The 23359-nt window shown below is 59.7% G+C and carries 23 protein-coding genes and 1 pseudogene; 15 read left to right on the plus strand and 9 right to left on the minus strand.

Annotation, left to right across the window (positions count from 1 at the left end; translation table 11 throughout):
• Positions 1 to 29: 29 nt before the first annotated feature.
• Together HBR94_RS25665 and acs are read right to left on the minus strand one after the other, a co-directional pair.
• Entirely contained in the window at positions 30 to 815 is a 786-nt protein-coding gene (locus tag HBR94_RS25665; protein WP_057439716.1) for an ABC transporter substrate-binding protein, read from the minus strand.
• A 583-nt stretch (positions 816 to 1398) separates the two neighbouring features.
• Positions 1399 to 3354: an acetate--CoA ligase gene (gene acs / locus HBR94_RS25670; RefSeq protein WP_057439717.1), complete on the minus strand. Its 1956-nt coding sequence runs from the start codon at positions 3352 to 3354 to the stop codon at positions 1399 to 1401.
• Positions 3355 to 3747: 393 nt separating this feature from the next.
• Between acs and HBR94_RS25675 the strand changes: the two genes are divergently transcribed.
• The 6 genes and pseudogenes from HBR94_RS25675 (at position 3748) to HBR94_RS25700 (ending at position 8286) form a co-directional block, all read left to right on the plus strand.
• The gene (locus tag HBR94_RS25675; RefSeq protein ID WP_057444078.1) at positions 3748 to 4017 is read left to right on the plus strand and encodes a DUF2790 domain-containing protein; all 270 of its coding nucleotides are present in this window, start codon (positions 3748 to 3750) and stop codon (positions 4015 to 4017) included.
• Positions 4018 to 4513: 496 nt separating this feature from the next.
• Complete coding sequence (locus HBR94_RS25680; protein WP_090291778.1) at positions 4514 to 5764, plus strand: ribonucleotide-diphosphate reductase subunit beta; 1251 nt, start codon at positions 4514 to 4516, stop codon at positions 5762 to 5764.
• Positions 5765 to 5827: 63 nt separating this feature from the next.
• Positions 5828 to 6004: pseudogene (locus tag HBR94_RS25685) on the plus strand (HNH endonuclease); the annotation flags it as partial.
• Positions 6005 to 6076: 72 nt separating this feature from the next.
• Positions 6077 to 6721: an HAD family hydrolase gene (locus HBR94_RS25690; RefSeq protein ID WP_057960453.1), complete on the plus strand. Its 645-nt coding sequence runs from the start codon at positions 6077 to 6079 to the stop codon at positions 6719 to 6721.
• 116 nt (positions 6722 to 6837) lie between these two features.
• Positions 6838 to 7788 (plus strand): hypothetical protein, encoded by a 951-nt coding sequence (locus HBR94_RS25695; protein WP_170045741.1) that lies wholly within the window; start codon positions 6838 to 6840, stop codon positions 7786 to 7788.
• A 123-nt stretch (positions 7789 to 7911) separates the two neighbouring features.
• The gene (locus tag HBR94_RS25700; protein ID WP_170045742.1) at positions 7912 to 8286 is read left to right on the plus strand and encodes a helix-turn-helix transcriptional regulator; all 375 of its coding nucleotides are present in this window, start codon (positions 7912 to 7914) and stop codon (positions 8284 to 8286) included.
• A 22-nt stretch (positions 8287 to 8308) separates the two neighbouring features.
• On the opposite strand, the gene HBR94_RS25705 is transcribed toward HBR94_RS25700, so the two are convergent.
• Positions 8309 to 8857 (minus strand): hypothetical protein, encoded by a 549-nt coding sequence (locus HBR94_RS25705; RefSeq protein ID WP_170045743.1) that lies wholly within the window; start codon positions 8855 to 8857, stop codon positions 8309 to 8311.
• 326 nt (positions 8858 to 9183) lie between these two features.
• Positions 9184 to 10239 (minus strand): MBL fold metallo-hydrolase, encoded by a 1056-nt coding sequence (locus HBR94_RS25710; protein ID WP_057960456.1) that lies wholly within the window; start codon positions 10237 to 10239, stop codon positions 9184 to 9186.
• A 132-nt stretch (positions 10240 to 10371) separates the two neighbouring features.
• Here HBR94_RS25710 and HBR94_RS25715 point away from each other — a divergent pair, with 132 nt between their 5' ends.
• Both HBR94_RS25715 and HBR94_RS25720 read left to right on the plus strand, forming a co-directional pair.
• Positions 10372 to 10995: a TetR/AcrR family transcriptional regulator gene (locus HBR94_RS25715; RefSeq protein WP_115128784.1), complete on the plus strand. Its 624-nt coding sequence runs from the start codon at positions 10372 to 10374 to the stop codon at positions 10993 to 10995.
• Between the two features lie 196 nt (positions 10996 to 11191).
• On the plus strand, positions 11192 to 12250 hold the full coding sequence (locus HBR94_RS25720) for a diguanylate cyclase (protein WP_170045744.1): 1059 nt from the start codon (positions 11192 to 11194) through the stop codon (positions 12248 to 12250).
• A gap of 116 nt (positions 12251 to 12366) precedes the next feature.
• On the opposite strand, the gene HBR94_RS25725 is transcribed toward HBR94_RS25720, so the two are convergent.
• Positions 12367 to 13254, minus strand: a complete 888-nt coding sequence (locus HBR94_RS25725) for a LysR family transcriptional regulator (protein ID WP_170045745.1) — start codon at positions 13252 to 13254, stop codon at positions 12367 to 12369.
• An 80-nt stretch (positions 13255 to 13334) separates the two neighbouring features.
• On the opposite strand from HBR94_RS25725, the gene HBR94_RS25730 reads away from it, so the two are divergent.
• Complete coding sequence (locus tag HBR94_RS25730) at positions 13335 to 14042, plus strand: CTP synthase (RefSeq protein WP_170045746.1); 708 nt, start codon at positions 13335 to 13337, stop codon at positions 14040 to 14042.
• Positions 14039 to 14395, plus strand: a complete 357-nt coding sequence (locus HBR94_RS25735; RefSeq protein ID WP_170045747.1) for an antibiotic biosynthesis monooxygenase — start codon at positions 14039 to 14041, stop codon at positions 14393 to 14395. Before HBR94_RS25730 ends, HBR94_RS25735 begins: the two co-directional genes overlap by 4 nt.
• Positions 14396 to 14401: 6 nt before the next feature.
• Here HBR94_RS25735 and HBR94_RS25740 read toward each other — a convergent pair whose 3' ends face one another.
• Positions 14402 to 14725 carry a DUF2025 family protein gene (locus HBR94_RS25740; protein WP_076962912.1) on the minus strand — a complete coding sequence of 108 codons (324 nt, stop codon included), beginning with the start codon at positions 14723 to 14725 and terminating at the stop codon, positions 14402 to 14404.
• A 246-nt stretch (positions 14726 to 14971) separates the two neighbouring features.
• On the opposite strand from HBR94_RS25740, the gene HBR94_RS25745 reads away from it, so the two are divergent.
• Complete coding sequence (locus HBR94_RS25745; protein WP_169961349.1) at positions 14972 to 16099, plus strand: glycerophosphodiester phosphodiesterase; 1128 nt, start codon at positions 14972 to 14974, stop codon at positions 16097 to 16099.
• A complete protein-coding gene (locus HBR94_RS25750; RefSeq protein ID WP_170045748.1) occupies positions 16100 to 16774 on the plus strand; it encodes an AraC family transcriptional regulator in 675 nt (224 codons plus the stop codon).
• Here the strand turns inward: HBR94_RS25750 and HBR94_RS25755 are convergent.
• Entirely contained in the window at positions 16766 to 17644 is an 879-nt protein-coding gene (locus HBR94_RS25755) for a sterol desaturase family protein (RefSeq protein ID WP_169961347.1), read from the minus strand. The genes HBR94_RS25750 and HBR94_RS25755 overlap by 9 nt on opposite strands.
• A 151-nt stretch (positions 17645 to 17795) precedes the next feature.
• Between HBR94_RS25755 and HBR94_RS25760 the strand changes: the two genes are divergently transcribed.
• On the plus strand, positions 17796 to 18101 hold the full coding sequence (locus HBR94_RS25760) for a PepSY domain-containing protein (protein WP_038442689.1): 306 nt from the start codon (positions 17796 to 17798) through the stop codon (positions 18099 to 18101).
• 51 nt (positions 18102 to 18152) lie between these two features.
• On the opposite strand, the gene HBR94_RS25765 is transcribed toward HBR94_RS25760, so the two are convergent.
• On the minus strand, positions 18153 to 19781 hold the full coding sequence (locus HBR94_RS25765) for a methyl-accepting chemotaxis protein (RefSeq protein ID WP_057441933.1): 1629 nt from the start codon (positions 19779 to 19781) through the stop codon (positions 18153 to 18155).
• Between the two features lie 231 nt (positions 19782 to 20012).
• On the opposite strand from HBR94_RS25765, the gene HBR94_RS25770 reads away from it, so the two are divergent.
• On the plus strand, positions 20013 to 21035 hold the full coding sequence (locus tag HBR94_RS25770) for a transporter (protein WP_057441934.1): 1023 nt from the start codon (positions 20013 to 20015) through the stop codon (positions 21033 to 21035).
• Positions 21036 to 21181: 146 nt separating this feature from the next.
• Positions 21182 to 22798, plus strand: a complete 1617-nt coding sequence (locus tag HBR94_RS25775; RefSeq protein ID WP_170045749.1) for an inorganic phosphate transporter — start codon at positions 21182 to 21184, stop codon at positions 22796 to 22798.
• A gap of 93 nt (positions 22799 to 22891) precedes the next feature.
• On the opposite strand, the gene HBR94_RS25780 is transcribed toward HBR94_RS25775, so the two are convergent.
• Positions 22892 to 23335: a multidrug/biocide efflux PACE transporter gene (locus HBR94_RS25780; RefSeq protein ID WP_057441938.1), complete on the minus strand. Its 444-nt coding sequence runs from the start codon at positions 23333 to 23335 to the stop codon at positions 22892 to 22894.
• Positions 23336 to 23359: the final 24 nt, after the last annotated feature.

The raw sequence follows: 23359 nt of genomic DNA on the forward strand, positions 1-23359 counted from the left end.
CGCCATTCTGGACAGACAACTGCGAAGGTTTACTTGGCGTCAGCGCCGTAAATATCGAAGTTGAAATACTTTTTCTCGATTTCTTTGTACTTGCCATTGGCGCGGATCGCAGCGATGGCCGCATTGATGCGCTCCAGGTTGGCCTTGTCGCCTTTACGCACTGCGATACCGATGCCGTCGCCGAAGTATTTGGCGTCGGTGAACGCAGGACCTACGAACGCGTAGCCTTTGCCCGCGTCGGTCTTCAGGAAACCGTCTTCGAGCAGGGTCGCATCAGCCACGGTGCCATCAAGGCGACCGGCAGCCACGTCCAGGTAGATTTCGTTCTGGGTGCTGTAAGGAACGATGGTCGCACCTTTAGGCGCCAGGACTTCCTTGGCGAAACGGTCGTGGATCGAACCACGCTGTACGCCGATCTTCTTGTCCTTGAGCTCAACCAGGCTGTCGCTGACGGCAACGCCGTCCTTCATCACCAGGCGCGCCGGGGTCAGGTAGTAGCGGTTGGTGAAGTCCACGGACTTCTTGCGGTCGTCAGTGATGGACATGGACGACAGAATCGCGTCGATCTTGCGGACTTTGAGCGCCGGGATCAGGCCGTCGAATTCCTGCTCGACCCAAGTGCACTTGACCTTCATCTCTTCGCACAGGGCATTGCCGATGTCGTAGTCGAAACCGACGATGTTGCCGTCCGGCGCCTTCGAGGCAAACGGAGGGTAGGCTGCTTCGATACCAATTTTCAGCGGCTTCTCTTCAGCGAAGGCTTGCATGGACAGCACGGACAGCGCCAGGGCGCCCAACAGCACGAGTTTCTTCATCTTGGGACTCCATCGGTATAGGACAAAAACAGCAGTATGAGCCATGGCCCACGATGCGACTGAGTGAAACCGAATAGCGGTGCTGCGTCCTACACCAGTTCAACACGGCGACGACGAGCGAGTGATCGGCATTCTAACGACAGGCCGGAAGCCGATATTTCCTCAATGCGACAACAATTTACAGAAGCACCGAGAAAGCGACTCCAACACATTGACAACCCCTGAAATTTATGCAGAGGCAAAAGATACTAAACCTATTAACGCTGCAAATTGCGGGCCTATTATTCGCAAACCCTTCTATCCCGGCAAGTGTAGCGTTTGATCTTATTTTGCCGGGCGTCTAAAACGGGCATTTTCAAGGCGCTGATGTAGCACTTTGCCTCATGTTTGGGCGCAAGGTTACACATTTGCACCGCTGGGTAACATTCAGAAATGCCCTACGAGATAAACCGATATTTATTGGCTTGCTGCTGAGAGCAGTCTGTCAGCCGCCAACTGCCACATTGCTGGTACTTCAAAGTGAATTCCCACAAAAAAGCCCCACCCGGCTTACACCGAATGGGGCTTGGTCCCATCAACCCGCTTACGCGGCGTTCATGGTCTTGTGGGTATCAATCAAATGCTGCACCACGCTTGGATCGGCCAGGGTGGAGATATCGCCCAGCCCGTCATACTCGGCCGTGGCAATCTTGCGCAGGATACGGCGCATGATTTTCCCCGAACGGGTCTTCGGCAGACCCGGTGCCCACTGGATCACGTCCGGCGAAGCAATCGGGCCGATCTCTTTGCGCACCCAGTTCTTCAGCTCCAGGCGCAACGCTTCGGTCGGCTCCTCGCCGTTTTTCAGGGTGACATACACATAGATGCCTTGGCCCTTGATGTCGTGAGGTACGCCAACCACTGCTGCTTCCGTGACTTTCGGGTGGGCAACCATGGCGCTTTCGATCTCGGCGGTGCCCATGCGGTGCCCGGAAACGTTGAGCACGTCATCCACGCGGCCGGTGATCCACCAGTAGCCGTCTTCATCGCGACGCGCGCCGTCGCCAGTGAAGTACATGCCACGGAAGGTCTTGAAGTAAGTGTCGACAAAACGGTCATGGTCGCCGTACAGGGTACGCGCCTGGCCTGGCCACGAATCGAGGATCACCAGGTTGCCTTCGGCGGCACCCTCGATGATGTTGCCCAGGTTGTCCACCAACGCCGGCACCACACCAAAGAATGGGCGTGCCGCCGAACCCGGCTTGAGCGCGTGAGCGCCCGGCAATGGGCTCATCAGGGTCGCGCCGGTTTCGGTCTGCCACCAGGTATCGACAATCGGGCAACGGGATTGGCCGACGTTCTTGTAGTACCAGTCCCACGCTTCCGGGTTGATCGGCTCACCCACCGAACCCAACAGGCGCAGGCTGCTGCCGTCAGTACCTTCGCAGGCGGCGGTGCCGGAAGCCATCATTGCGCGGATCGCCGTCGGCGCGGTGTAGAGGATATTGACCTTGTGCTTGTCGACGATTTTCCCGACCCGGGTGATATCCGGGTAGTTCGGCACGCCTTCGAACAGCAGCGTGGTAGCACCATTGGCCAGCGGGCCGTAGACAATATAAGTGTGGCCAGTGACCCAACCGACGTCAGCGGTGCACCAGTAGACTTCGCCCGGGCGGTAGTCGAACACGCGCTCGTGGGTCAGGGCCGCGTACAACAGGTAGCCGCCGGTGGTGTGCTGCACGCCCTTGGGCTTGCCAGTGGAGCCGGAGGTGTAAAGGATGAACAGCGCTTCTTCGGCACCCATCTCTTTTGGCGCGCAGACAGTGCCCGCCACTTTCATCAGGTCTTCGTACCAGATGTCGCGATGCTGGTTCCACTTGATCTGGCCATTGGTGCGCTTACACACGATAACTTTCTGGATGCTGCTGGTTTCCGGGTTGGTCAGCGCGTCGTCGACGTTGGCCTTGAGCGGCACCTTCTTGCCGGCACGGATGCCTTCGTCAGCGGTGATCACCACTTTGGATTTGCAGTCGATGATGCGACCGGCCAGGGCCTCAGGCGAGAAACCGCCAAACACCACCGAGTGGATCGCACCGATGCGGGTACAGGCCAGCATGGCGACCACGGCTTCGGGAATCATCGGCATATAGATGGTCACCACGTCGCCGCGGTGCACATCCTGGCCACGCAGGGCGTTGGCGAACTTGCAGACTTGTTCATGCAGTTCGCGGTAGGTGATGGTACGGCTCTCGGAAGGGTCATCGCCTTCCCAGATGATGGCCGCGTGGTCGCCACGCTCGGCGAGGTGACGGTCCAGGCAGTTGTAGGAAACGTTGAGGGTGCCGTCTGCGAACCATTTGATATCGACATGGTGGTCGTCGAACGAGGTTTGCTTGACCGTGGTGAAAGGCTTGATCCAGTCAAGACGCTTGGCTTGCTCGCGCCAGAAGCCGTCGGGGTTGACCACCGACTGCTGGTACATGGCCTTGTAGGTCGCCTCGTCGGTCAGCGTATTGGCTGCTACTTCGGGGCGAACGGGGTACAGGGAAGCCGCACTCATCTTTCTTACCTCGGTGACAATAGTTGTTGTTGTATGCCCCTGTTTTAGCCGGGGTAGGCCTATAGAACCATTCGACGATGGTAGTAACAAGCCCCTACAAATTACCCTGATATCCCCTTGCAATGCTCTGGCTCGGGGCTTGTGGCGCTTTTCTCAGCCTCTAAAAAAACCTCTGTGGTGGATTGTTACGAAAACCGCCAAAAGTGTTTATCAAAAGCACGGGTATATGAATGCAACCCAGGCGCCTAAAATCAGCCTCGCCAACAAGGCACCGTGATTAACCAAGTTGCAGCCCCCACGAAGGCACGTTAATCCGAACTCACTACTCAAGTTACACACGTGGCCTCACAAGGGCCCCGTGCCCCCCTTCGACTGTAAAAAGGTAAATTGGAAATGAAAGCTTTATTAGTTATGGCCCTTGCCAGCCTGTGCGCCACCGCCGCCCTGGCCGACGAGATCCCGACTGACGTAGCCAGCCAGCACACCGCCATTGTTGAGGAATACACCTACTCCACCGATCTGGATATCGCCAAAGTGGTGTCCATGAGCGCCATCCCGAATGTCTGCGAAGTTGTTCCAGCGCGCATGGAATATGAAGACCACCAGGGCCAGCGTCATATTCTTAATTACAAAGTCATGGGTAATGGTTGCTCTAACGGTTAATAACTTAGTTAGTTAGAACTTAACCTGGCAATGTTCGCCGCAAGGAATTGTCCTTGCGGCAAAGAATCACCCGCAAAATCCTCGCCTTGCCCCCTGCTTCAAAAATCCCTCACCGCCCGTCAAAAAAATCCTACCCCGGCAAACCCTTGTAAACCCGTGCCCCGGCCGGAAATACCCTCATTTTGCCCCTCGACTGAGGCTATCCGCCGCAACACAAAGGCAAATTTTTCCCTATAATGCGCGGGTAAATCGGGCCTGCAATATCCCTTTACATGGGATAACGAGCCAGACCTGAGGCCCCGCAGGAGTACGACACTGTCGCTCCGCCCCTCAGGCCTCAAGCAGAACACCCGTAGCCCTATTCCGTTTAGTGCCTGCGCGAGCTGTTGCAACAAACGATTCCTTAAAGATCCACCGCGGCCCTTGGGCCGTGTGAACACCCAACCATCCGGTTTCACACGGGCACCATTGGCCCACACGCAGGAGACGACACGTCATGCTGAGCTGGGACGAATTCGACAAAGAAGAAGAAGGCGAAGTAGCCGCTAAAGGCGCCAACGCCGGCCACGCCACCGAAGCCAACATGGACCGCCTCGACGGTGCCGGCGCTGCCGCTGCCATCGAAGCCCGCGCCGTCACCGCCAACGACTCCGCCGCCATCGTGCGCGCCAAGGCTGCCCTGGACAAACTCGACGTCGCCGAAGGCCTCGCCGAACTCGAAGGCGCTTCCGCCCGTGTCGCCGTTGACGAAAAGCGCATGATCAACTGCCGCGCCGACCTCAACCAACTCGTACCCTTCAAGTACGACTGGGCCTGGCAGAAATACCTCGACGGCTGCGCCAACCACTGGATGCCGCAAGAGGTCAACATGACCGCCGACATCGCCCTGTGGAAAAACCCCGAAGGCCTGACCGACGACGAACGTCGCATCGTCATGCGCAACCTGGGCTTCTTCTCCACCGCCGATTCCCTGGTCGCGAACAACCTGGTGCTGGCCGTGTACCGCCTGATCACCAACCCGGAGTGCCGCCAGTACATCCTGCGCCAGGCCTTCGAAGAAGCGATCCACACCCACGCCTACCAGTACTGCATCGAATCGCTGGCCATGGATGAAGGCGAGATCTTCAACATGTACCACGAGATCCCATCGGTCGCCAAAAAGGCAGCCTGGGGCCTGAAATACACCCGTTCGATCTCCGATCCGAAGTTCGAAACCGGCACCGTCGACACCGACAAAGAACTGCTGCGCAACCTGGTCGCTTACTACTGCGTGCTGGAAGGCATCTTCTTCTACTGCGGTTTCACCCAGATCCTGTCCATGGGCCGCCGCAACAAAATGACCGGCGTGGCCGAGCAGTTCCAGTACATCCTGCGCGATGAGTCGATGCACCTGAACTTCGGCATCGACGTGATCAACCAGATCAAAATCGAAAACCCACACCTGTGGGATGCCGACATGAAGGAAGAAGCGACCCAGATGATCCTGCAAGGGACCCAGCTGGAGATCGAATACGCACGCGACACCATGCCGCGCGGCGTATTGGGCATGAACGCGGCGATGATGGAGGACTACCTCAAGTTCATCGCCAACCGTCGCCTGTCGCAGATCGGCTTGAAGGAAGAATACCCAGGGACCACTAACCCGTTCCCGTGGATGAGCGAGATCATGGACTTGAAGAAAGAGAAGAACTTCTTTGAGACCCGCGTGATCGAGTATCAGACCGGTGGGGCGTTGAGCTGGGATTGATCAGCTCATAGTCGCAGCGTGAAAAAGCCCTGGGGTCGCACCCGGGGCTTTTTTATGGCCGCCGGTTTGCCATTTCTTGAAGTACATCACCTCAAACACCTGACCCGTAAGGGTTCGGATCGCATCTCCAATGCTGTAGCCTTGTGCCCCAATTGCCATCAGCGTTGTCACCGGTCGAGCGACCGGGATGATTTCACTGCGGGGTTTTACTCGAGAATCAGCAGATTGATACCGGAGTAGACTCCTGCGGTCACAGCTTATGCATTCCAAAAAAATAGTAGATAGGACCGAGGCCACCCCGTGAACCCAGACATGCTAGAAGCCGGCCCCGTGGGCGCCAAGGTACTTTCAGTGTTCGACTTCGACGGCACCCTGACCCGCCACGACAGTTTTGTGCCGTTTCTCAAGTTTGCTTTCGGCAAGCAGGAATTCAATCGCCGGATGCTCAAGCTGGCGCTGCCGGGCTTGCGCTTTCTGGTGCGCCGGATGAGCCGTGATGAGCTCAAGGCGCAGTTGATTCGCACCTTTATGACCGGCGTAGAGAAGGCCTGGGTGCAGCGCAAAGCCGAAGAATACTGCCAGGCTTATTGGAACAAGCTGATGCGCCCTGCCGGTTTGCAATCGGTGGCCGATGAAATTGGCTCCGGTGCCGAAGTGACGTTGTGTTCGGCTTCGCCGGCAATCGTGTTGCAACCTTTTGCCGATCGCCTGGGAATCAAACTGATCGGGACCGAGCTTGAGGTGGTCGATGGGGTGTTGAGTGGGCGCCTTACGGGCAACAACTGCCGTTGTGAGAACAAGGTGTTGCGGCTTGAAGCGGTGTATGGCGACCTGGGTGAGTATCGGCTCAGGGCCTGGGGCGACACGCGCGGGGATCGCGAGTTGCTGGCGGCGGCGCAAGATGCGCATTGGCGGCATTTTCATTCGGCCAAGCGCCGAGGCAAACCGAAGCCGTAAGCCGCTTGGAACCAACCCTTTCAAACGCGTTGAAAGGGCTGCGCCCTGATAGCGGACATTTGTGCTACCTGCGCAACCCCGCTATTAATAGCGAATCTTGCCACGGACCCGCCCCGATGAAATTCGACACAGCCTATTGCCTGAGCCTGGACGAAAAGCTGTCGATCTATGACGTGCGCGACCTGAATTTCGACGAAACCGCCGCCTTCGACTCCGATAAGGACAGCTTTCTCTGCCCCAACGATGATTGCCGTGCAGCGTTTGCGGCGGGCAATGTGCTGGGTACGTTCAATGGCAAGAACGTCAACTACCTGCGCACCCCGCACTTCAAGAACCTGCCCAGCACCCGGCATATCGACGGCTGCCGCTATGCCAGCCACAAGGCCGCTGCGGGAGACGCTGCGGACGAGCGCGAGGAGAACTTCCCGTCGGAGTTTGTGCTGACTCGACGTCAGTACGAACGCAAGACAGTCATCCAAGGTTCCGCAGACGCTATCCCACAAGATCCGGCGAAAGCACCTTCGAAAATCTCCAATACTTCCCACAGCGCCAGCGAAACCACCCCGGACAAGACCAGCGTCTTCGCCCACCCGGTGGAATGCTACGTGTCCAATATCGACGACAAGGACAAGCTCAAGGGCATGCCGTTGAAGATCGGCGAGCACACCGCGACGTATTGGGCGTTTTTCAAGAAGATCGAATACCTGCAAGACAACAAGGGCTTGATCTACTGGGGTCGGATCAAAGCGATCAAGGACTACACCAGCAGCGTTCGCATCGACTTTGAAAAGAAAGTGTGGCTCGACAAGAAGCCATACTCCGTCAACGTCTACCTGAACAAGAAGCTGATCGAGAACTACCGCAAGCGCAAGGCGTTCCTGGAGCAGATCAGGGCCGCCGTAAACAGCGATCGCCCGCTGTATTGCTTCTTTTATGGTGTGACGCCGGAGTTGAAACAGGTACCAAGCAAGAAAATCCCCGAGCAGACGTTCGGGGTGTTCAGTGCCGATATCCAGAACCTGGACCACCTGCTGATCCGCGAGGCGCCGGGGCTGGAGGAGAAGTGACCGGAAGCGCCCGTCAATCGCGGGCCGATCATCCGAGAAAGAATCCAGTTGATGAACGGTCAAAACAACTGTACAAAAACACAGTATAGTTTGCCCTCCCCCGTTGGATTCCTGGAGAACCCCATGTCCTCTCTGGCAGTGAGCACCACCGTAGATCAGCAAATCGTCCTTCATCAATTCACCCCACGGCACAGTGTGCAGGCCCGCGCGCTGCTGGGCTGGAGCCGGGAAGACCTGGCCCGACAAGCCGGAGTTGGGGTGGACGCTATCCAGCGTTTTGAAAGCCATCAGGAGGTGGATGACGCCGTCCGCATCGCCCTGGCATTTCGTCTGGAGCACGAAGGCCTGGTGTTTTTCCCAGGGTTTGCGCCGGGATGGGGCATGAGCGGGCGGCGCTCCCCTGCGCCACAGGCGGATGCCGAACCGGCTCGTCGGAGCCTTATCGCCCGGCTGCTGGGCTCGCCATCCTCGAACACGCCTCAACCCAACGGCGCTTAGGCCCGATGACCGCGCAAAGGGGTCACCTCACGGGCATGTCGGCGTGAGCCTGCATCGCCTGTTGATAGACCCGCACCAAGACCGACAGCGAGTCCCGTGCCCAACGGGCACCGTAGAACCAGAGTACGACCCTCGTGCCTTGGAGGCCGTCGCTGAATATCTGGCATGCGCCTGGGTATCCGGTTTTGCAGAAGAGGTGGAAGGCTGGGCTTTGGTCGTCTGACACCAACGCGTCGAGGCGATGCTCGTTCATTCGCTTGTCGATCTCGTTGCTGGACTCCAGGGTGAAGTACGCGGCATCCGGTAATTGTGCCTCCACTGGCACCACTTGGGCGCCGGCAGCCTTTAACACCTCCAAAGCCTGGAGAAACCCGCTGGAATGCTCCACCGTTTCACGTACACCGTTGCGCAAATATCCGTCGGCAAAACCGATACGCCAATCGGCCAGGGCGGGAGCGGATTTGGCGGCGTTGTTTTCCATGATGGGCGGAACCTCCACCATGACCTGGCCTACAGGGTCCAGGCCGCTCAAGGCAATAAGCGATAGCGACGGATCACGTACGGTCTTCATCATCGGGCCAGGGATATCGAACCTGGGGCCCTGGACGGCAGGCGCAGCAGCAGGCTGAAACTCAATGCCACCGCGAGACGTTGGCACATTGTCTGTCGACCCAGAAGGAGTGGCAGGCCCACAAGGCATTGCGCTAAAGGCGTTGAACACCAAAGGCAACCCCACGGAACAGGGTGCACCGGGCGACAAGGTTTTCCTACATTTGTCCTCCATCAGGCCCCGCTCCCAGAAAATGGCTTTCCGAGATCATCGCACCCTTTTCCAGTCGATTCTCCGGGCAGAAATACCTTGAAAGCCCTTTTACCGTGTGGCTTTAGCAGCCCCTTTCAACTCACTAACTGTTCTGCCGCCTGGGCCTCGACATCCAGCCACCAGGCATGCCCACGTTCAGGGGCAGCCAGCATAAAAGCCTGGCCCATGGCGGGTGTGGCAATTGACACATTGCGCTCCCAGGCCAGGGCCATGATGCGGTCAAACGGCTCATGCCAGGCATGGAATGCCAGGTCAAAGGTGCCATTGTGGATCGGCAGCAACCAGCGCCCCTTCAGGTCGATATGGGCCTGCAAAGTTTGTTCGGGCTGCATGTGGATATCGGGCCAGTCGACGTTGTAAGCACCGGTTTCCATCAGCGTCAGGTCAAATGGCCCATATTGCTCGCCAATACGCTTGAAACCTTCGAAATAGCCGGTGTCGCCACTGAAAAAGATACGCCGGGCATCATCGACCATCACCCAGGACGCCCACAGCGTCTGGTTGCCATCAAACAGGCCACGGCCGGAAAAGTGCTGGGCGGGGGTGGCGACAAAGTGGATGCCCTCCACTTCAGTGCCCTGCCACCAATCCAACTGCCGCACCTTGCCTGGCGCCACACCCCATTTGATCAAGGTGTCACCCACGCCCAATGGCGCGAGAAAATAGCGCGTCTTGGCGGCCAATTGCACAACGGCTTGGCGGTCCAGGTGGTCGTAATGGTCATGCGACAAGATCACCGCCTCAATCGGCGGCAGTTCTTCAAGGCTGATAGGCGGCTGATGAAAGCGCTTGGGGCCGGCCCAATTGAAAGGCGAAGCCCGCTCGGCGAACACCGGATCGGTCAACCAGAACTTGCCGCGCATTTTCAGCAGGACGGTGGAATGCCCCAAGCGGTAGACACTGTGATTCGGGGCGCTCAATAACTGCTCACGCGTCAGGCGCTGTACCGGGATTTCACCTACCGGCCGCGTGCTGCGGGGCTTATGAAAGAGCATCTTCCAGAAAATCTGTAGCGTTTTGCCAAAGCCTGCACGGCTGACCGGCGCATGATTATTGAACTGACCTTGCTGCTGCTCGGACGATTTGAGCGCTGGGGAAGAGGTATCGACACGGGTAGAGATCGTGGCCATTACAGAGTGACTCCGGTACGTTCTGCTGATGCAGGTCAACAACTACACTGCACAGTGTAGTTTCAAGATTGCAACAAAACCCGGACCAAGTAAACTACCGAGTGTAATTTTCTTCCCAGAGCCGAAAGCCCCATGACTGCACCTCAACGCCTCACCGACCGTAAACGCGAAGCCATTGTGGCGGCGGCCATTGCCGAGTTTCGCGATAACGGTTTCGAGGTCACCAGCATGGACAAGATCGCCGCCACCGCTGGCGTATCCAAGCGCACGGTGTACAACCACTTCCCCAGCAAGGAGGAGTTGTTCACCGAGATCCTGAATAAGTTATGGGCCAGCAGCGTTGCACAACTGGATGTCAGCTACAGCAGCGCACAGCCCCTGCGCGACCAATTGCGGGTGTTGCTGCAAGCGAAGATGAAGATGATGTCGGACGCCAACTTCCTCGACCTGGCCCGCGTGGCAATTGCCGCGACCATCCATTCCCCGGAGCGGGCCCAGGGCATCGTCAATCGCCTGAGCGAACGTGAAGAAGGGTTCACATTATGGGTGCGCGCAGCGCAGGAAGACGGTCGCCTCAAGCCCGTGGACCCGTGCTTTGCCGCCCATCAGGTGCAAAGCCTGCTCAAGGCCTTCGCCTTCTGGCCGCAAATCACCCTGGGCCAACCCACCCTGGATGCGGCTACCCAGGCCAACGTGATCGAGTCAGCGATGGACCTGTTTCTGGCCGGCTACGAGATTGCCACCCGCCCCCAATAAATCCCTCTGTCGTCAATACGACACTGGCGGGTCGTTTTTGCCTGAATCCTGCGGATCCCCGCGCAAATGGCCTGGAAGGACACTGATTATTCCTGCGTAAATCACTGACAATAATCACCTGTCATCTGGCGTAAATGGCCTTTTGACAAGGCACGCCTTCGCAACTTAAAAAAAGAACAACCTGACGCAGGAATCTATGGAAAACCTTCGAGGCAAAGGGCTGTCGTTTGCCCGGCGCATTTATCGGCCGCGCATTCTCGGGCTGGGCATCGGCAGCCTTTGCGTGCTGGCCGCCCTATACCCGCTGGCCATGCCCGGATGGGTCTGGGCACTGTGGCTGTTCAATGGGTTTATCTGGCCGCACCTGGCATACCAGCTATCAAGCCATTCAGCGTTTCCGTACCAGGCCGAGCGACGCAATCTGCTGTATGACTCAGTGTCCGGCGGGTTCTGGGCCGCAGCCACACAATTCACGCCCCTGACTGCAGTGACCATCCTCGCGATGATGACCATGCATAACGTCGCGGCGGGCGGCAAAAAGCTGATGATCCAGGGCATGCTCGCGCAACTGGTGGGCGTGGCAGTGGCCTGGCTGGTGTTCGGTCCTGCGTTCAACCCCAATGTCGGCCTGATCCAGGTGTATGCCTGCCTGCCGATGCTGATTCTCTACCCCGTCGCCATCGGCATGGCCAGCTATCGCCTGGCCATCAAGCTCTCGGAACACAAGCGCGCCCTGAGTGCCTTGAGCCGCACCGACAGCCTGACCGGCCTGCTCAATCACGGGTCGTGGAAGGACTTGCTGCAACTGAAGTTTCACAAGTGCCAGCAACAACAGTCCCAGGCCACCATCGCACTGATTGATGTCGATCACTTCAAGCAGATCAACGATGCCTATGGCCATATCGTCGGCGACCGGGTCTTGCGGCAACTGAGTAAGGAATTGCAGCGCAATGTGCGGGAAAATGACCTGACGGGCCGCTACGGTGGCGACGAGTTCTGCGTGATCCTGCCGGACGTGTCGCTGGAGCAAGCCAGTTATGTGATGGAACGCCTGCGGGAAATGTTCAGCCGCTACCGCGACCCGCAGGTTCCAGAACTACGGGTCAGCCTGAGCATTGGCCTGGCGGCCTACCAGGTGCAATTCACCCAGGCGCATATGTGGCTCAACGCGGCGGACCAAGCCCTGTACGCCGCCAAGGGCACCGGGCGCAATCGGGTGACCGTCGCCGATTCACTGGTCGCACGCTCCGCCTGAAGGGGCTAATTATTCAGACCGCATGTTCGTCCACCCTGTAGAAGCCGGCTCGCCGGCGGGCGGTGAGCATGTTTGCCAATGCTCGGCTGGGCTTGTAGGCGCCGGCTAGCCGATGCCTATAAAGGGCGACGCAGATGCCGGCCCAGCTCATCGAACAACGTCACCACTGAACGCAGCGCCCGACTGTCCGGGCGCGTCAGCAACCACAAGGCCGTGTCGTAACCCGTAAGCGCCGGCCCCAACGGCTGCAATCCCTGGCCATCCGCCAACAGAAAATCCGGCAGCGCCGCCACGCCCAGACCGGCACGTACCAATTGGGTTACAGACAACATGCTGTTGCACCGATAACTGGGCCTTACGCCGGGTAAATGCTGGCGACGCCAAGCCACGGTGGGATGGTCGGGCAAGAAATCATCCGGGGCGATCCACGCCAGGGCCGCCAAATCTTGAGTAGCGTGTTGCTCTATGTAACCGGCACTGGCGCAGACCCGATAGGACACCGTCCCCAAACGCCGTCCCACCAGGTGCTCCGGCGGCGTCCTGGTCAGGCGCAAGGCAATATCCGCGTCGCGGCGGCTGAGGTTGGCGAAATCATTGGACGTACTCAATTCCAGGGTCAGTGCCGGGTAGGCGGGCATGAACTGCGCCAAGGCCGGCAATAACAGGCCCTGCAACACTGAGTCGGTGCAGGTCAGGCGCACCGTGCCGCTGATCACTTCACCGCCCTGCTCGACCCCCACGCGGGCTGCCTGCAGCGCCTGTTCGGCACGCTCGGCCTGCTGGGCCAAGGTGGTGGCCAAGCTGGTCGGCAGGTAACCGGCGCGGCTTTTTTCGAACAGTGCCTGCCCCAAAGACGACTCAAGACGCCGCACGGCCCGAAACACCGTAGACACATCCACCCGCAGCAAGGCCGCAGCCCGCGCCAAAGTGCCGCCACGCACCAGGGCAAGGATCAGCGCCAGGTCGGGATAGTCGATTTGATAGTGCGTGGCTGCATTGAACATGTGGGGTAACGCCAATATTGATTGCGCGAACGCCAATCTATAGTGCCCTTCAGGACTCGACAAGCCATTGGACGCACGCCATGACCCCCTCTGCTCTGCACCTCGCCCTGATCGGCGATTACGATCCTCAAGTCACCGCCCACCAAGCCATTCCCCTTGCCCTGCAACAGGCGAGTACACACCTGGGGCTGACACTTCAGATTGAATGGCTGGCCACCGACACCCTTAAGGACAACCACACCTTGCAGCCTATCGACGGGTTCTGGTGCGTACCTGCCAGCCCCTATCGCGATGCCGACGGGGCGTTGCGGGCGATCCGCTTTGCCCGCGAACAGCGGCGTCCTTTCCTCGGCACCTGCGGCGGTTTTCAACATGCCGTGTTGGAATATGCACGCAATGTGCTGAGGTGGGCCGATGCCGAACATGGCGAGTTGGCACCTGATGCGCCACGGGCGGTGATCGCCCCCTTGTCGTGTGCTCTGATCGAAACCATCGCGCCCATCCACTTGATGGCCTTCACCCGTATCGCCGAGGCTTACGGCACCCTTGAAATCCAGGAGGGTTATCGTTGCCGCTATGGCCTCAATGCCGACTTCAAACAGGCACTGCTGGAGGACAATCTGATTGGCAGCGCCCATGATTCGGCGGGCGAGGTGCGGGCGATAGAACTGCTGGACCATCCGTTTTTTGTCGCCACTCTGTTCCAGCCAGAACGCGCGGCACTTACCGGTGCCAGCGTGCCGCTGGTCAGCGCATGGCTCCAGGCCTGCCTGGAGCGCTCGGCATGATCGCCCAGACACCCTGCCCGCCCTACTACGCAGTGATCTTCACTTCCCTGCGCACCGAGACCGACCAAGGCTACGCACAGGCCGCCGACCGCATGCTCGAACTGGCCCGCCAGCAACCGGGGTTTCTCGGTGTCGAATCAGCCCGCGGCGATGATGGCCTGGGGATTACCGTGTCCTACTGGAGCAACGAGGCCGCGATCCTGGCCTGGAAACAACACGCCGAGCACCGCAACACCCGCGAACAGGGCCGGGCCATCTGGTACGGCGCGTTTCAGACACGGGTATGCAAGGTAGAACGGGCTTATGCCTTCACCGCAAACGGCACCACCCCCGCGCCTACGGGATTGGCGTGATGGCGATCAACCTACCAGGCTGCGCACCGCGCTGATCTGCGGGATCTCCACCCGGCGCATATACACCCGCAGCGGCTCGGTGATGTTGATGCGGTCGTCGATGTTCTGGTCCAGCAGCAGTTGGATGTGCTCGCGGGACAGGGTCATGGCCTGGTCGGCCGCCGGCTGCCAGACAAACTCGCTGGTGGGGATGATGCCGTCGTCGGCGACGTCCATGCCGAACGAGTCTTCGCTGAAACGCACGATGTACTGGCCGGTCTTGCGGTTCAGGCCGACAAAGCCGTTGAGTTGGTCGGCGGCCTGGCAGATGAGTTCTGAAGTGATGCGCATGCTAAACCTCACTGAAAAATCCCACAGGGGAAGTGAACGATGGTTTACACGCGAGGCGGCGAAAGAAGGCAATGCAGGTTTCCCTCTGGCGGGGAAACTCGGGCCAAGAATACTGCATAGCACGGCACAAAAGCGCAGAAAAATAGCGCATGCGCACGTTAATGTCGGTTTGGTGATAGCGCGATTTGCATGCAATTGTTAAAAAGGAAGCCTTCTTGAAGCTACCTCCACGAAAGGACCTCGCACATGCCTGCTACGTTTACCAAGAGTGCCCTGCTGCTCGCACTGATGATGGGCCTTGGCCACGCACAGGCTGCAAGCCCCATCAGCCCGGTTGAACTGGCGACCAAGGAGGGCATTCCGCACCCTGCCGTGATCGCCCACCGGGGTGCGTCCTACGATGCACCGGAATCCACCGCCGCCGCCTACAAGCTCGCCCGCGACCTGGGTGCCGACTACCTGGAACTGGACCTGCAACGCAGCAAGGACGGCGTGCTGTTCGCCCTGCACGACAATAACCTGCAACGCACCACCGACGTGGCCACCAAGTTCCCCGAGCGCAAGGATAGCCCGGCCAACGAGTTCACCTGGAAAGAACTGCAAAGCCTGGATGCCGGCAGTTGGTTCAACACCGCTTACCCAGAGCGTGCGCGCCCGGGCTTCGTCGGGTTGAAAATCCTCAGCCTGGACGAAATCATCAAGATCGCCGAAGGCAACCCCCAGCATAAACCCGGCCTGTACATCGAAACCAAAGAGCCCAAGCAGTTCCCGGGGATCGAAGCCGATCTGAAGGACAAGCTGCTGGACAAGGGGTGGCTGAGCTCCGTGGGTTCCAAGCTGGGCAAGAGCAACACAGGCGTCGGCCAGGGCAAGGGCCGCGTGGTGTTGCAGACGTTCGAGACGGCCAGCCTCAAGGAACTGCAGAAAGAGATGCCCAACACCCCGAAAATCCTGCTGTTGTGGGTAGGTGAAGGCAGCATCGAGCCCAAGTCCAAGGTGACTTTCGCCGAGTCCGGCGAACCGACCAAGGCGGCCTACTATGCCAAGCAGGAACCCAAGGACGCGGCCGAATTCGAGAAGTGGGTCGATGAAGCCAAGAGCCTCGGTGCAATTGGCACTGGCCCATCGGCACAACTGACGAACCTGGGCGACCAGAGCTATTCGGACCTGGTCAAGCCCGAGATGAACCAACTGACCCACGACAAGGGCCTGCTGGTGCACGTCTATACCGTCGACGAGCCGGTGGACTTCGAGAAGGTCATGAGCGCCGGGGTCGATGGCATCTTCACCAACCGTGCCGCCGAACTGCTGAAGTTCTACAAGCGCTGGCCGTCTTCCAGCGTGCAGGATCTGCTGCAGGACAACGGTTACTGAGTGAGCGAGTGGTCAGGCCAACTGTGGCTGGGGCCTGATTACGGCCTGATCCTCGGTGAGACGGGGCGTACGGCGCCCCACGCGCATTACGCCCATCAATTTATCCTGTCCGCGGAGAGCCCCATCACGGTCAGCCTTGATGGGCACCTGCAAACGGCTTACCGCCTGTTCATCCCCTCTCGCCAGCCCCATGCCATCGTCCATGCCCCCGGTACGGTGTTGATGGCTTATGTGGAACCCGGTGCATTTGAAAGCCAGTCGTTGCAACACGCCCTGGATAGCGCCGATTTTTCCCATCAGCGCCTGGAGCAGACATTGCGCCAGCTACCACGTCGCCAGGCGGACGATGAGCGCGTGCAACGCGCCCTGCACACCCTCGATCAACAGTTGAGCGGCAAGGTCTCGGCGCAGTCATTGGCGCAGGCGGCGCACCTGTCGTTGAGCCAGTTGGAGCGCCTGTTTGTCAGCCAGCTCGGCGTGCCGGTGCGGCGCCTAGTGATGTGGCGCCGCCTGCGCCGGGCCCTGGATCTGGCCCTGAACGGTCACACCCTGACCCAAGCAGCCCATGGCGCGGGGTTTGCCGACTCGGCGCACTTCTCGCGCACCATGAAGCAACTGTTTGGCGTGACCGCCGGGGCCTCCTTGCGCCATCTTCAAGTACATCTCCTACAGTAGTGCGCTTGGCACCGCAGGTTCCTTGCTCAGTTGCGCCGCACTGAAGGGATCACGCAACTGCTCGACGTAATCCACCGGAAAATCCGGCCGGCTGCCAATCCCCAGGTCGCCCTCGCCCATTCGATAGTCCTCGGTGTAAAACGCAGTCCCCAACAGCCAGTCCCACAGGTTGAAAAACAAAGCGAAATTCACATCCCCTGCGCGCCCGTACTTCATATGGTGGAAGCGATGCACGGGCGCCCAGGCAAATACCCAGCGCAACGGCCCCAGGCGCATATCGACATTGGAGTGCTGCAGCAACAGTTGGATGGCAATGGCCAACGCCAGCAGCATCGCCACCTCCAGCGGAATGCCCAGCAGGATCAACGGCAGCAGGCCGGCCGTGGCCTCCAGCATCTGGTGCAAGGGATGCTTCATCAAGCCATTGAACCCATAGAGCCGCTGCACGCTGTGATGCACCGCATGCAAACGCCAGAGTGCGGCGATGCGATGGCTTGCGTAATGCATCAGGGTGATGCCCGCATCGGCAATGATGATTGCCAGCAGCAATTGCGCCCACAGCGGCCAAGCGCGCGGCCAGGCGCCCTCGATCGCCAGCCATGCCGTGAGCAGCGGCAATGCCAGCAACCCCAGGGCATTCAGGCTTTCATTGACCAGCGCGTGGAGGACATCCCGGCGTCGGTCGCCCAGAGGGCGGTTCCACTGGGGCTCGTAGGGCAAGCACAGCTCGGCGATAAACGACACGCCGATGGCCAGCGCAAACACCGCCAGCAGCCACTGCGATGCCCCTAGCGTGACCAACCAGAGCCCCGCGCCAATAAAACCCGCCCAGAACAAGGGCGCGTATAGCCAAGCCAATAGGTGTTTCATAAGTGTCTCCCGTGGGTGAGACACCAGCATGAAATTCCCCGGCGCGGGGCGATTGAACAAACAACGCAAACGTCCTACACAATTAAGGGTAAATTAAGTTGCGCGGGGTAATCTGATCCCACTTAAACAGCTCACCCCAAAGGACCACATCATGAAAAACCTGACCGCTCTGTTCGCTGCTGCTGCCCTGACTCTGACTGCCGGCCTGGCCCAGGCCGATGTTCGCCCGGACCAGATTCCAAGCCTGCTGCAATCGGGCGCCGTGAAGCCATTTGAACAGCTGAATGCCGCCGCCCTGGCCAAACATGCCGGCGCCACCATCAACGACACTGAGCTGGATAACGAAGCCGGGCGCCTGGTCTACGAAGTTGACCTGACCGACACCACTGGCAAGAAGTGGGATGTGAAGCTCGACGCCAAGACCGGCGAAGTGCTGGAAAACAAGCAAGACACTTAAGTTGCCCCGGCAACACAACGCGCCGCCTTCGGGCGGCGCAGTTGTGTCTGGTCAGGCGCTAAGGCGCGCCGTCACCTCATTCAGCTCGGCAGACAGCCCACGCAGGTTATGACTGGCCGCTTCGGTGCGCTGCACGTTGTCCAGGTTGGCAGTGGCCACCGTGGTGATTTGCGTGATGTTGCGCGAGATATCCTCGGCCACCGAGGTTTGCTCTTCGGCCGCTGTGGCAATCTGCCGGTTCATATCGCGGATCGCCTCTACAGCCTGGGTGATATGACTGAGCATCGCGCCGGCCTGGGTGACCTTTTCGACGCTCTCATCACTGCATGACTGGCCGCTGACAATCGCCTCGGCGGCATCCACGGCGCCGGTCTGCACTGCCTGGATGATCTGGTTAATCTCGATGATCGACGCCGCTGTGCGTTGCGCCAGGCTGCGCACCTCATCGGCCACCACCGCAAATCCACGTCCGGCTTCGCCTGCCCGCGCGGCCTCGATCGCCGCATTGAGGGCCAGCAGGTTGGTCTGTTCGGCGATGCCGCGAATCACTTCCAGCACCGTGCCGATGCGCACGCTGTCTGCTTCCAGGCGGCGGATGATGCCACCGGTGTTGAGGATCTCGTTACGCATCTGGCCGATGGTGGCAATGGTCACTTGCATCACCTCGCCGCCCTCACGGGCCGAATGATCGGCCTCGTCTGCTGCCCGCGAAGCGCTGGCGGCGTGGCGCGCGACTTCCTGGGCGGTGGCGGACATTTCGGTCATCGCCGTCGCCACTTGATCGGTACGGCTGAACTGATCCTGGGTGCCCGTCGCCATCTGCCCGGCAATCGAGTTCAACTCGCCACTGGCGCTCACCAGGTCCTTGGCACTGCGCTGCAGGCGGCCAAAGGTTTCAGCGAGGAAGTCGCGCAACGTATTGGCGGCTTGGGCCAAGTGCCCCAGCTCATCCTGGCGCTGGCTGGCAACGCGCTCGGCAAACCGGCCATGGCTCAATTGGGCCACATAGTCGATCAGGCCACGGATCGGCAAAATCAGGTTGCGGTTGATCAACCACAGGCTGAACAGACCGATCAGCCCTCCAGACAGCACCATCACCGCCAGGCCCAGCATCACGGTACGTTCGGCATAGGCGCTGATTGCCAGGGATTGCTGCTTACCCTGCTCATGCAGTTGGGTAACCAGCGCGCTCATCTGCTCACTCACCGCGCGGTCCACACCCTTGACCGCGTTATCCCCGGCCGCCGCATCAGCCCCGGCGGCCACGTAAGCGTCACGCCCCTTCTGGTAGGCGACGCCCAGCATCTGGTGCTCTTGACGCAAGGTTTCCAGGCGACGGTTCAAGCCTGGATCGCCCTGGGTGTTGCTCACCAGTCGCGCCAGGATGCCCTGCACGTCTTGCTGCCGATCCTGGAACTGCCCCCAGTACTTGTTCATGTCCTGGGGTTGCTTGCCACGCAGCAGGACGTTTTTCCATTCCTGGACCTGGACCTTGAATTGCAGGTTGGCTTCATCAATCAGCTGTGAGGTTTGCAACGGCCCCTCCAGCAAACTGCGGTAACTCTGCACACCGTTGGAGAGAAAATGAAAACACGCCAGGGCAATCAACAGCATTGCCAACAGGCTGCCACCGAGCAACGACAAAATCTGTGCTCTCAAGGACTTTCGCAAAAAACTCATCGGGGAGAAGCCTCGAAACAGGGAAATGGGGACCTGCACCGCAACATCCCTGTCAGCCAACACATGGCCAATCCAATTGCATACTTGCACCTTGAATCGGCCGGACTAGACGCTTCTTGAGCCCAGTGGATGAGCGGTCGTACGGCGTCGATCTGTGACTGACACAAAACGGTCAAATCCCCTTGCAATGATTGCGCGACGCGCATCCGTCGCCCTCCCCTGCGAGCCACCATGAACCACAGCATCGACCACGGCCACCAGGACTCCGACCTGTTTGGCCTGCTTTACGGTTTCCGCTTCAGGCCCGGCGAGAAAGCCGAGCAGATCGACTCGGCGGCCGTGCTCAAGGCCTTGCAAGCCCCGGCCGATCCCGATGAATTCCTCTGGCTGCACCTGAACCTGGCCCACGCCGCCTGCCAGCGCTGGATGCAGGCGCACCTGGAGTTGCCGCCGGAGTTCTTCGAAGCCTTGCACGAAGGCTCGCGCTCCACCCGTATCGAGCATGTGGACTCGGCCTTGCTGGCGGTGGTCAACGACGTGGTGTTCAACTTCAGCAGCATGATGTCATCGGACATTTCCACCTTGTGGGTCTGCGCCCGCAGCCGCCTGCTGATCAGTGCGCGCCTGCAACCGCTGCATTCGGTGGACAAGCTGCGCTCATCGGTAAAGGCCGGCGAACACTTCCGCTCGCCCCTGGAATTGCTGGTGCATCTGTTGCGTGATCAAGGCGAGGTGCTGACGCAGATCGTGCGCAAGACCAGCCTCAGCGTCGACCAGATCGAAGACCAGTTGCTGTCCTCGCGCCTGTCCACCAACCGCGCCGAACTGGGGGCCATGCGCCGGGTGCTGGTGCGCCTGCAACGCCTGCTGGCGCTGGAGCCGGGCTCGCTGCTGCGCCTGCTCAATCGCCCGCCGCAGTGGCTGCAGAAGGAAGACGTGAAGGAGTTGCGCAAATCCACCGAAGAGTTCGCCCTGATCATCAACGACCTCACGGCCCTGGGCGAACGGATCAAGTTGTTGCAGGAAGAAATCGCCGCCAACCTCAACGAACAGAGCAACCGCACGCTGTTTACCCTGACGGTGGTCACGGTACTGGCGCTGCCGATCAATATCATCGCGGGCTTCTTTGGCATGAACGTGGGTGGCGTGCCACTTTCCCAGGATCCCGAGGGTTTCTGGATTCTGGTGGCGCTGGTGGCGACGTTCACCTTGATTGCCGGCAGATGGGCGTTTCGCAAGCGCCAGGATTACTAAGGCTCAAATGCAATCAACCTGTGGGAGCGGCGGTGGGTTTTAGACCAGCGGCCGGCTGACGACACCAAACACTGACTTGAGGCAGCACCTCTGTAACATTCTGCAATGATCATGGGAAACATCCTCCCCACTCTGGATGCTCCGGCATGGCCACCCCTTCCCTGACCGCCTCCCACCAGGCAGCCGCCCCTGACGCAAAACCGCAACTGGACACCAAACCCAGCCTGCTCACGGTGATCGTGTTCTTTTCCGTGCTCGCCATGGGCCTGTTGTTCACCGCCTACAGCCTGATGCACGACATGCACGAACTGGGCACGGTGGTCACCACCTGGACCCCATTCCTGCTGCTGGGTGTGGCGCTGCTGATTGCCCTGGGGTTCGAGTTCGTCAACGGTTTCCATGACACCGCCAACGCCGTGGCGACAGTGATCTACACCAACTCGCTGCCGCCGCAATTCGCGGTGGTCTGGTCGGGGTTCTTCAATTTCCTCGGGGTGCTGCTGTCCAGTGGCGCGGTGGCCTTTGCCATCATTGCCTTGCTGCCGGTGGAGTTGATTTTGCAGGTTGGCTCTTCCGCCGGTTTTGCGATGATCTTCGCCCTGCTGATCGCGGCAATCCTGTGGAACCTGGGCACCTGGTGGCTGGGTTTGCCGGCGTCGTCCTCCCATACGCTGATCGGGTCGATCATAGGGGTGGGCGTGGCCAATGCCCTGATGCATGGCCGGGACGGCACCAGTGGCGTGGACTGGGCGCAGGCGATCAAGATCGGCTATGCGCTGCTGCTGTCACCGCTGATCGGTTTCGGCTTTGCCGCTCTGCTGTTGCTGGCGCTGCGGGCCTTTGTGAAAAACCGCGCGCTGTACAAGGCGCCCAAGGGCAACACCCCGCCGCCGTGGTGGATTCGCAGCCTGCTGATCGTGACCTGCACCGGCGTATCTTTTGCCCACGGCTCCAACGATGGCCAGAAAGGCATGGGCCTGATCATGTTGATCCTGGTGGGCACTTTGCCCATGGCCTACGCGTTGAACCGCACCATGCCGGCCGATCAATCCCTGCAATTTGCCGCCGTGGCTGAAGTCACCCAGCAAGCCCTGGTCAAAGTCGCCCCGCAACCGGCGCCGGTGGACCCACGACCGACGCTGTCGACCTATGTGCGCACCAAGGACGTCACGCCCGAGCTGATCCCCGCCCTCGCCGCCCTGACCGGGCATATCGGCGAGCAAGTCAAAGGCTACGGCTCCCTGGCCAAGGTGCCCGCCGAGGCCATGGGCAACGTGCGTAACGACATGTACCTGACCAGCGAAACCATTCGCCTGATGGACAAGGGCAAGGTCGGAAATTTCGACGCCGACACCGAGGGCAAGCTGCAACTGTTCAAGCAACAGATCGACAATGCCACGCGCTTTATCCCGCTATGGGTGAAGATCGCCGTGGCCATCGCCCTCGGCCTGGGCACCATGGTCGGCTGGAAGCGCATTGTGGTGACCGTCGGCGAGAAAATCGGCAAGACCCACCTGACCTACGCCCAGGGCGCCTCAGCGGAAACCGTGGCCATGCTGACCATTGGCGCCGCTGATATGTTCGGGTTGCCGGTATCGACCACCCACGTGCTGTCGTCGGGCGTGGCCGGGACCATGGTGGCCAATGGTGGCGGCTTGCAGATGAAGACCATCCGCAATCTGCTGTTGGCCTGGGTGCTGACGTTGCCGGCGGCGATTGTACTGTCGGGCAGTTTGTACTGGTTGTTTACCCAAATCTTCTGAAACTCTGGCACCCGGACGTGACCGACAAGGTCACGCCGGTAGCTCGCGAATAACCCGAAAGTGCCGAGTATATTCAGGATGCCCGCGTCATCGTTAACGTCCTTCGCGAGCAAGCTCGCTGTTGAAAAACTTTCCCCGCAGCACGTCGTAGCCCCAGTGGTACACATAGGTGTACGGCAGGAAGAACAGCAGCACGCCGATATCCAGAATAAACGCCTGCATCAGGCTGATATTCAGCCACGCGGCAATCAGCGGCACGGCGAACAGAATCAGCCCGCCCTCGAACAGCAGCGCGTGCATGATCCGGGTCTTGACGCTATTGGCCAGTTGCAGGCGCACTTTGAGGCGGTCGAAAAGGCTGTTGAAAATCATGTTCCAGGTCAGCGCCAACAAGCTGATAGCCAGGGTCACAGCGCCCATTTCCAGGGCCGGCCGGCCAGTGATCCACACCAGCAGCGGCGTACAGATCAACAGGGCCAGGCCCTCGAAACCAAGGGCCTGCAAAACGCGTTCAGTGATGGACTTGGTGGTGTTCATAAGCCTTGCTCTGTGAATGTCGAG

This window comes from Pseudomonas sp. WS 5412 (assembly GCF_012985615.1).
GTDB lineage: Bacteria > Pseudomonadota > Gammaproteobacteria > Pseudomonadales > Pseudomonadaceae > Aquipseudomonas > Aquipseudomonas shahriarae.

Excerpts from the sequence above, each read along its gene's own strand:
- HBR94_RS25665 (WP_057439716.1), bottom strand. The coding sequence starts at position 815 with ATGAAGAAACTCGTGCTGTTGGGCGCCCTGGCGCTGTCCGTGCTGTCC.
- acs (WP_057439717.1), bottom strand. The coding sequence starts at position 3,354 with ATGAGTGCGGCTTCCCTGTACCCCGTTCGCCCCGAAGTAGCAGCCAAT.
- HBR94_RS25675 (WP_057444078.1), top strand. The coding sequence starts at position 3,748 with ATGAAAGCTTTATTAGTTATGGCCCTTGCCAGCCTGTGCGCCACCGCC.
- HBR94_RS25680 (WP_090291778.1), top strand. The coding sequence starts at position 4,514 with ATGCTGAGCTGGGACGAATTCGACAAAGAAGAAGAAGGCGAAGTAGCC.
- HBR94_RS25690 (WP_057960453.1), top strand. The coding sequence starts at position 6,077 with ATGCTAGAAGCCGGCCCCGTGGGCGCCAAGGTACTTTCAGTGTTCGAC.
- HBR94_RS25695 (WP_170045741.1), top strand. The coding sequence starts at position 6,838 with ATGAAATTCGACACAGCCTATTGCCTGAGCCTGGACGAAAAGCTGTCG.
- HBR94_RS25700 (WP_170045742.1), top strand. The coding sequence starts at position 7,912 with ATGTCCTCTCTGGCAGTGAGCACCACCGTAGATCAGCAAATCGTCCTT.
- HBR94_RS25705 (WP_170045743.1), bottom strand. The coding sequence starts at position 8,857 with ATGAAGACCGTACGTGATCCGTCGCTATCGCTTATTGCCTTGAGCGGC.
- HBR94_RS25710 (WP_057960456.1), bottom strand. The coding sequence starts at position 10,239 with ATGGCCACGATCTCTACCCGTGTCGATACCTCTTCCCCAGCGCTCAAA.
- HBR94_RS25715 (WP_115128784.1), top strand. The coding sequence starts at position 10,372 with ATGACTGCACCTCAACGCCTCACCGACCGTAAACGCGAAGCCATTGTG.
- HBR94_RS25720 (WP_170045744.1), top strand. The coding sequence starts at position 11,192 with ATGGAAAACCTTCGAGGCAAAGGGCTGTCGTTTGCCCGGCGCATTTAT.
- HBR94_RS25725 (WP_170045745.1), bottom strand. The coding sequence starts at position 13,254 with ATGTTCAATGCAGCCACGCACTATCAAATCGACTATCCCGACCTGGCG.
- HBR94_RS25730 (WP_170045746.1), top strand. The coding sequence starts at position 13,335 with ATGACCCCCTCTGCTCTGCACCTCGCCCTGATCGGCGATTACGATCCT.
- HBR94_RS25735 (WP_170045747.1), top strand. The coding sequence starts at position 14,039 with ATGATCGCCCAGACACCCTGCCCGCCCTACTACGCAGTGATCTTCACT.
- HBR94_RS25740 (WP_076962912.1), bottom strand. The coding sequence starts at position 14,725 with ATGCGCATCACTTCAGAACTCATCTGCCAGGCCGCCGACCAACTCAAC.
- HBR94_RS25745 (WP_169961349.1), top strand. The coding sequence starts at position 14,972 with ATGCCTGCTACGTTTACCAAGAGTGCCCTGCTGCTCGCACTGATGATG.
- HBR94_RS25755 (WP_169961347.1), bottom strand. The coding sequence starts at position 17,644 with ATGAAACACCTATTGGCTTGGCTATACGCGCCCTTGTTCTGGGCGGGT.
- HBR94_RS25760 (WP_038442689.1), top strand. The coding sequence starts at position 17,796 with ATGAAAAACCTGACCGCTCTGTTCGCTGCTGCTGCCCTGACTCTGACT.
- HBR94_RS25765 (WP_057441933.1), bottom strand. The coding sequence starts at position 19,781 with ATGAGTTTTTTGCGAAAGTCCTTGAGAGCACAGATTTTGTCGTTGCTC.
- HBR94_RS25770 (WP_057441934.1), top strand. The coding sequence starts at position 20,013 with ATGAACCACAGCATCGACCACGGCCACCAGGACTCCGACCTGTTTGGC.
- HBR94_RS25775 (WP_170045749.1), top strand. The coding sequence starts at position 21,182 with ATGGCCACCCCTTCCCTGACCGCCTCCCACCAGGCAGCCGCCCCTGAC.
- HBR94_RS25780 (WP_057441938.1), bottom strand. The coding sequence starts at position 23,335 with ATGAACACCACCAAGTCCATCACTGAACGCGTTTTGCAGGCCCTTGGT.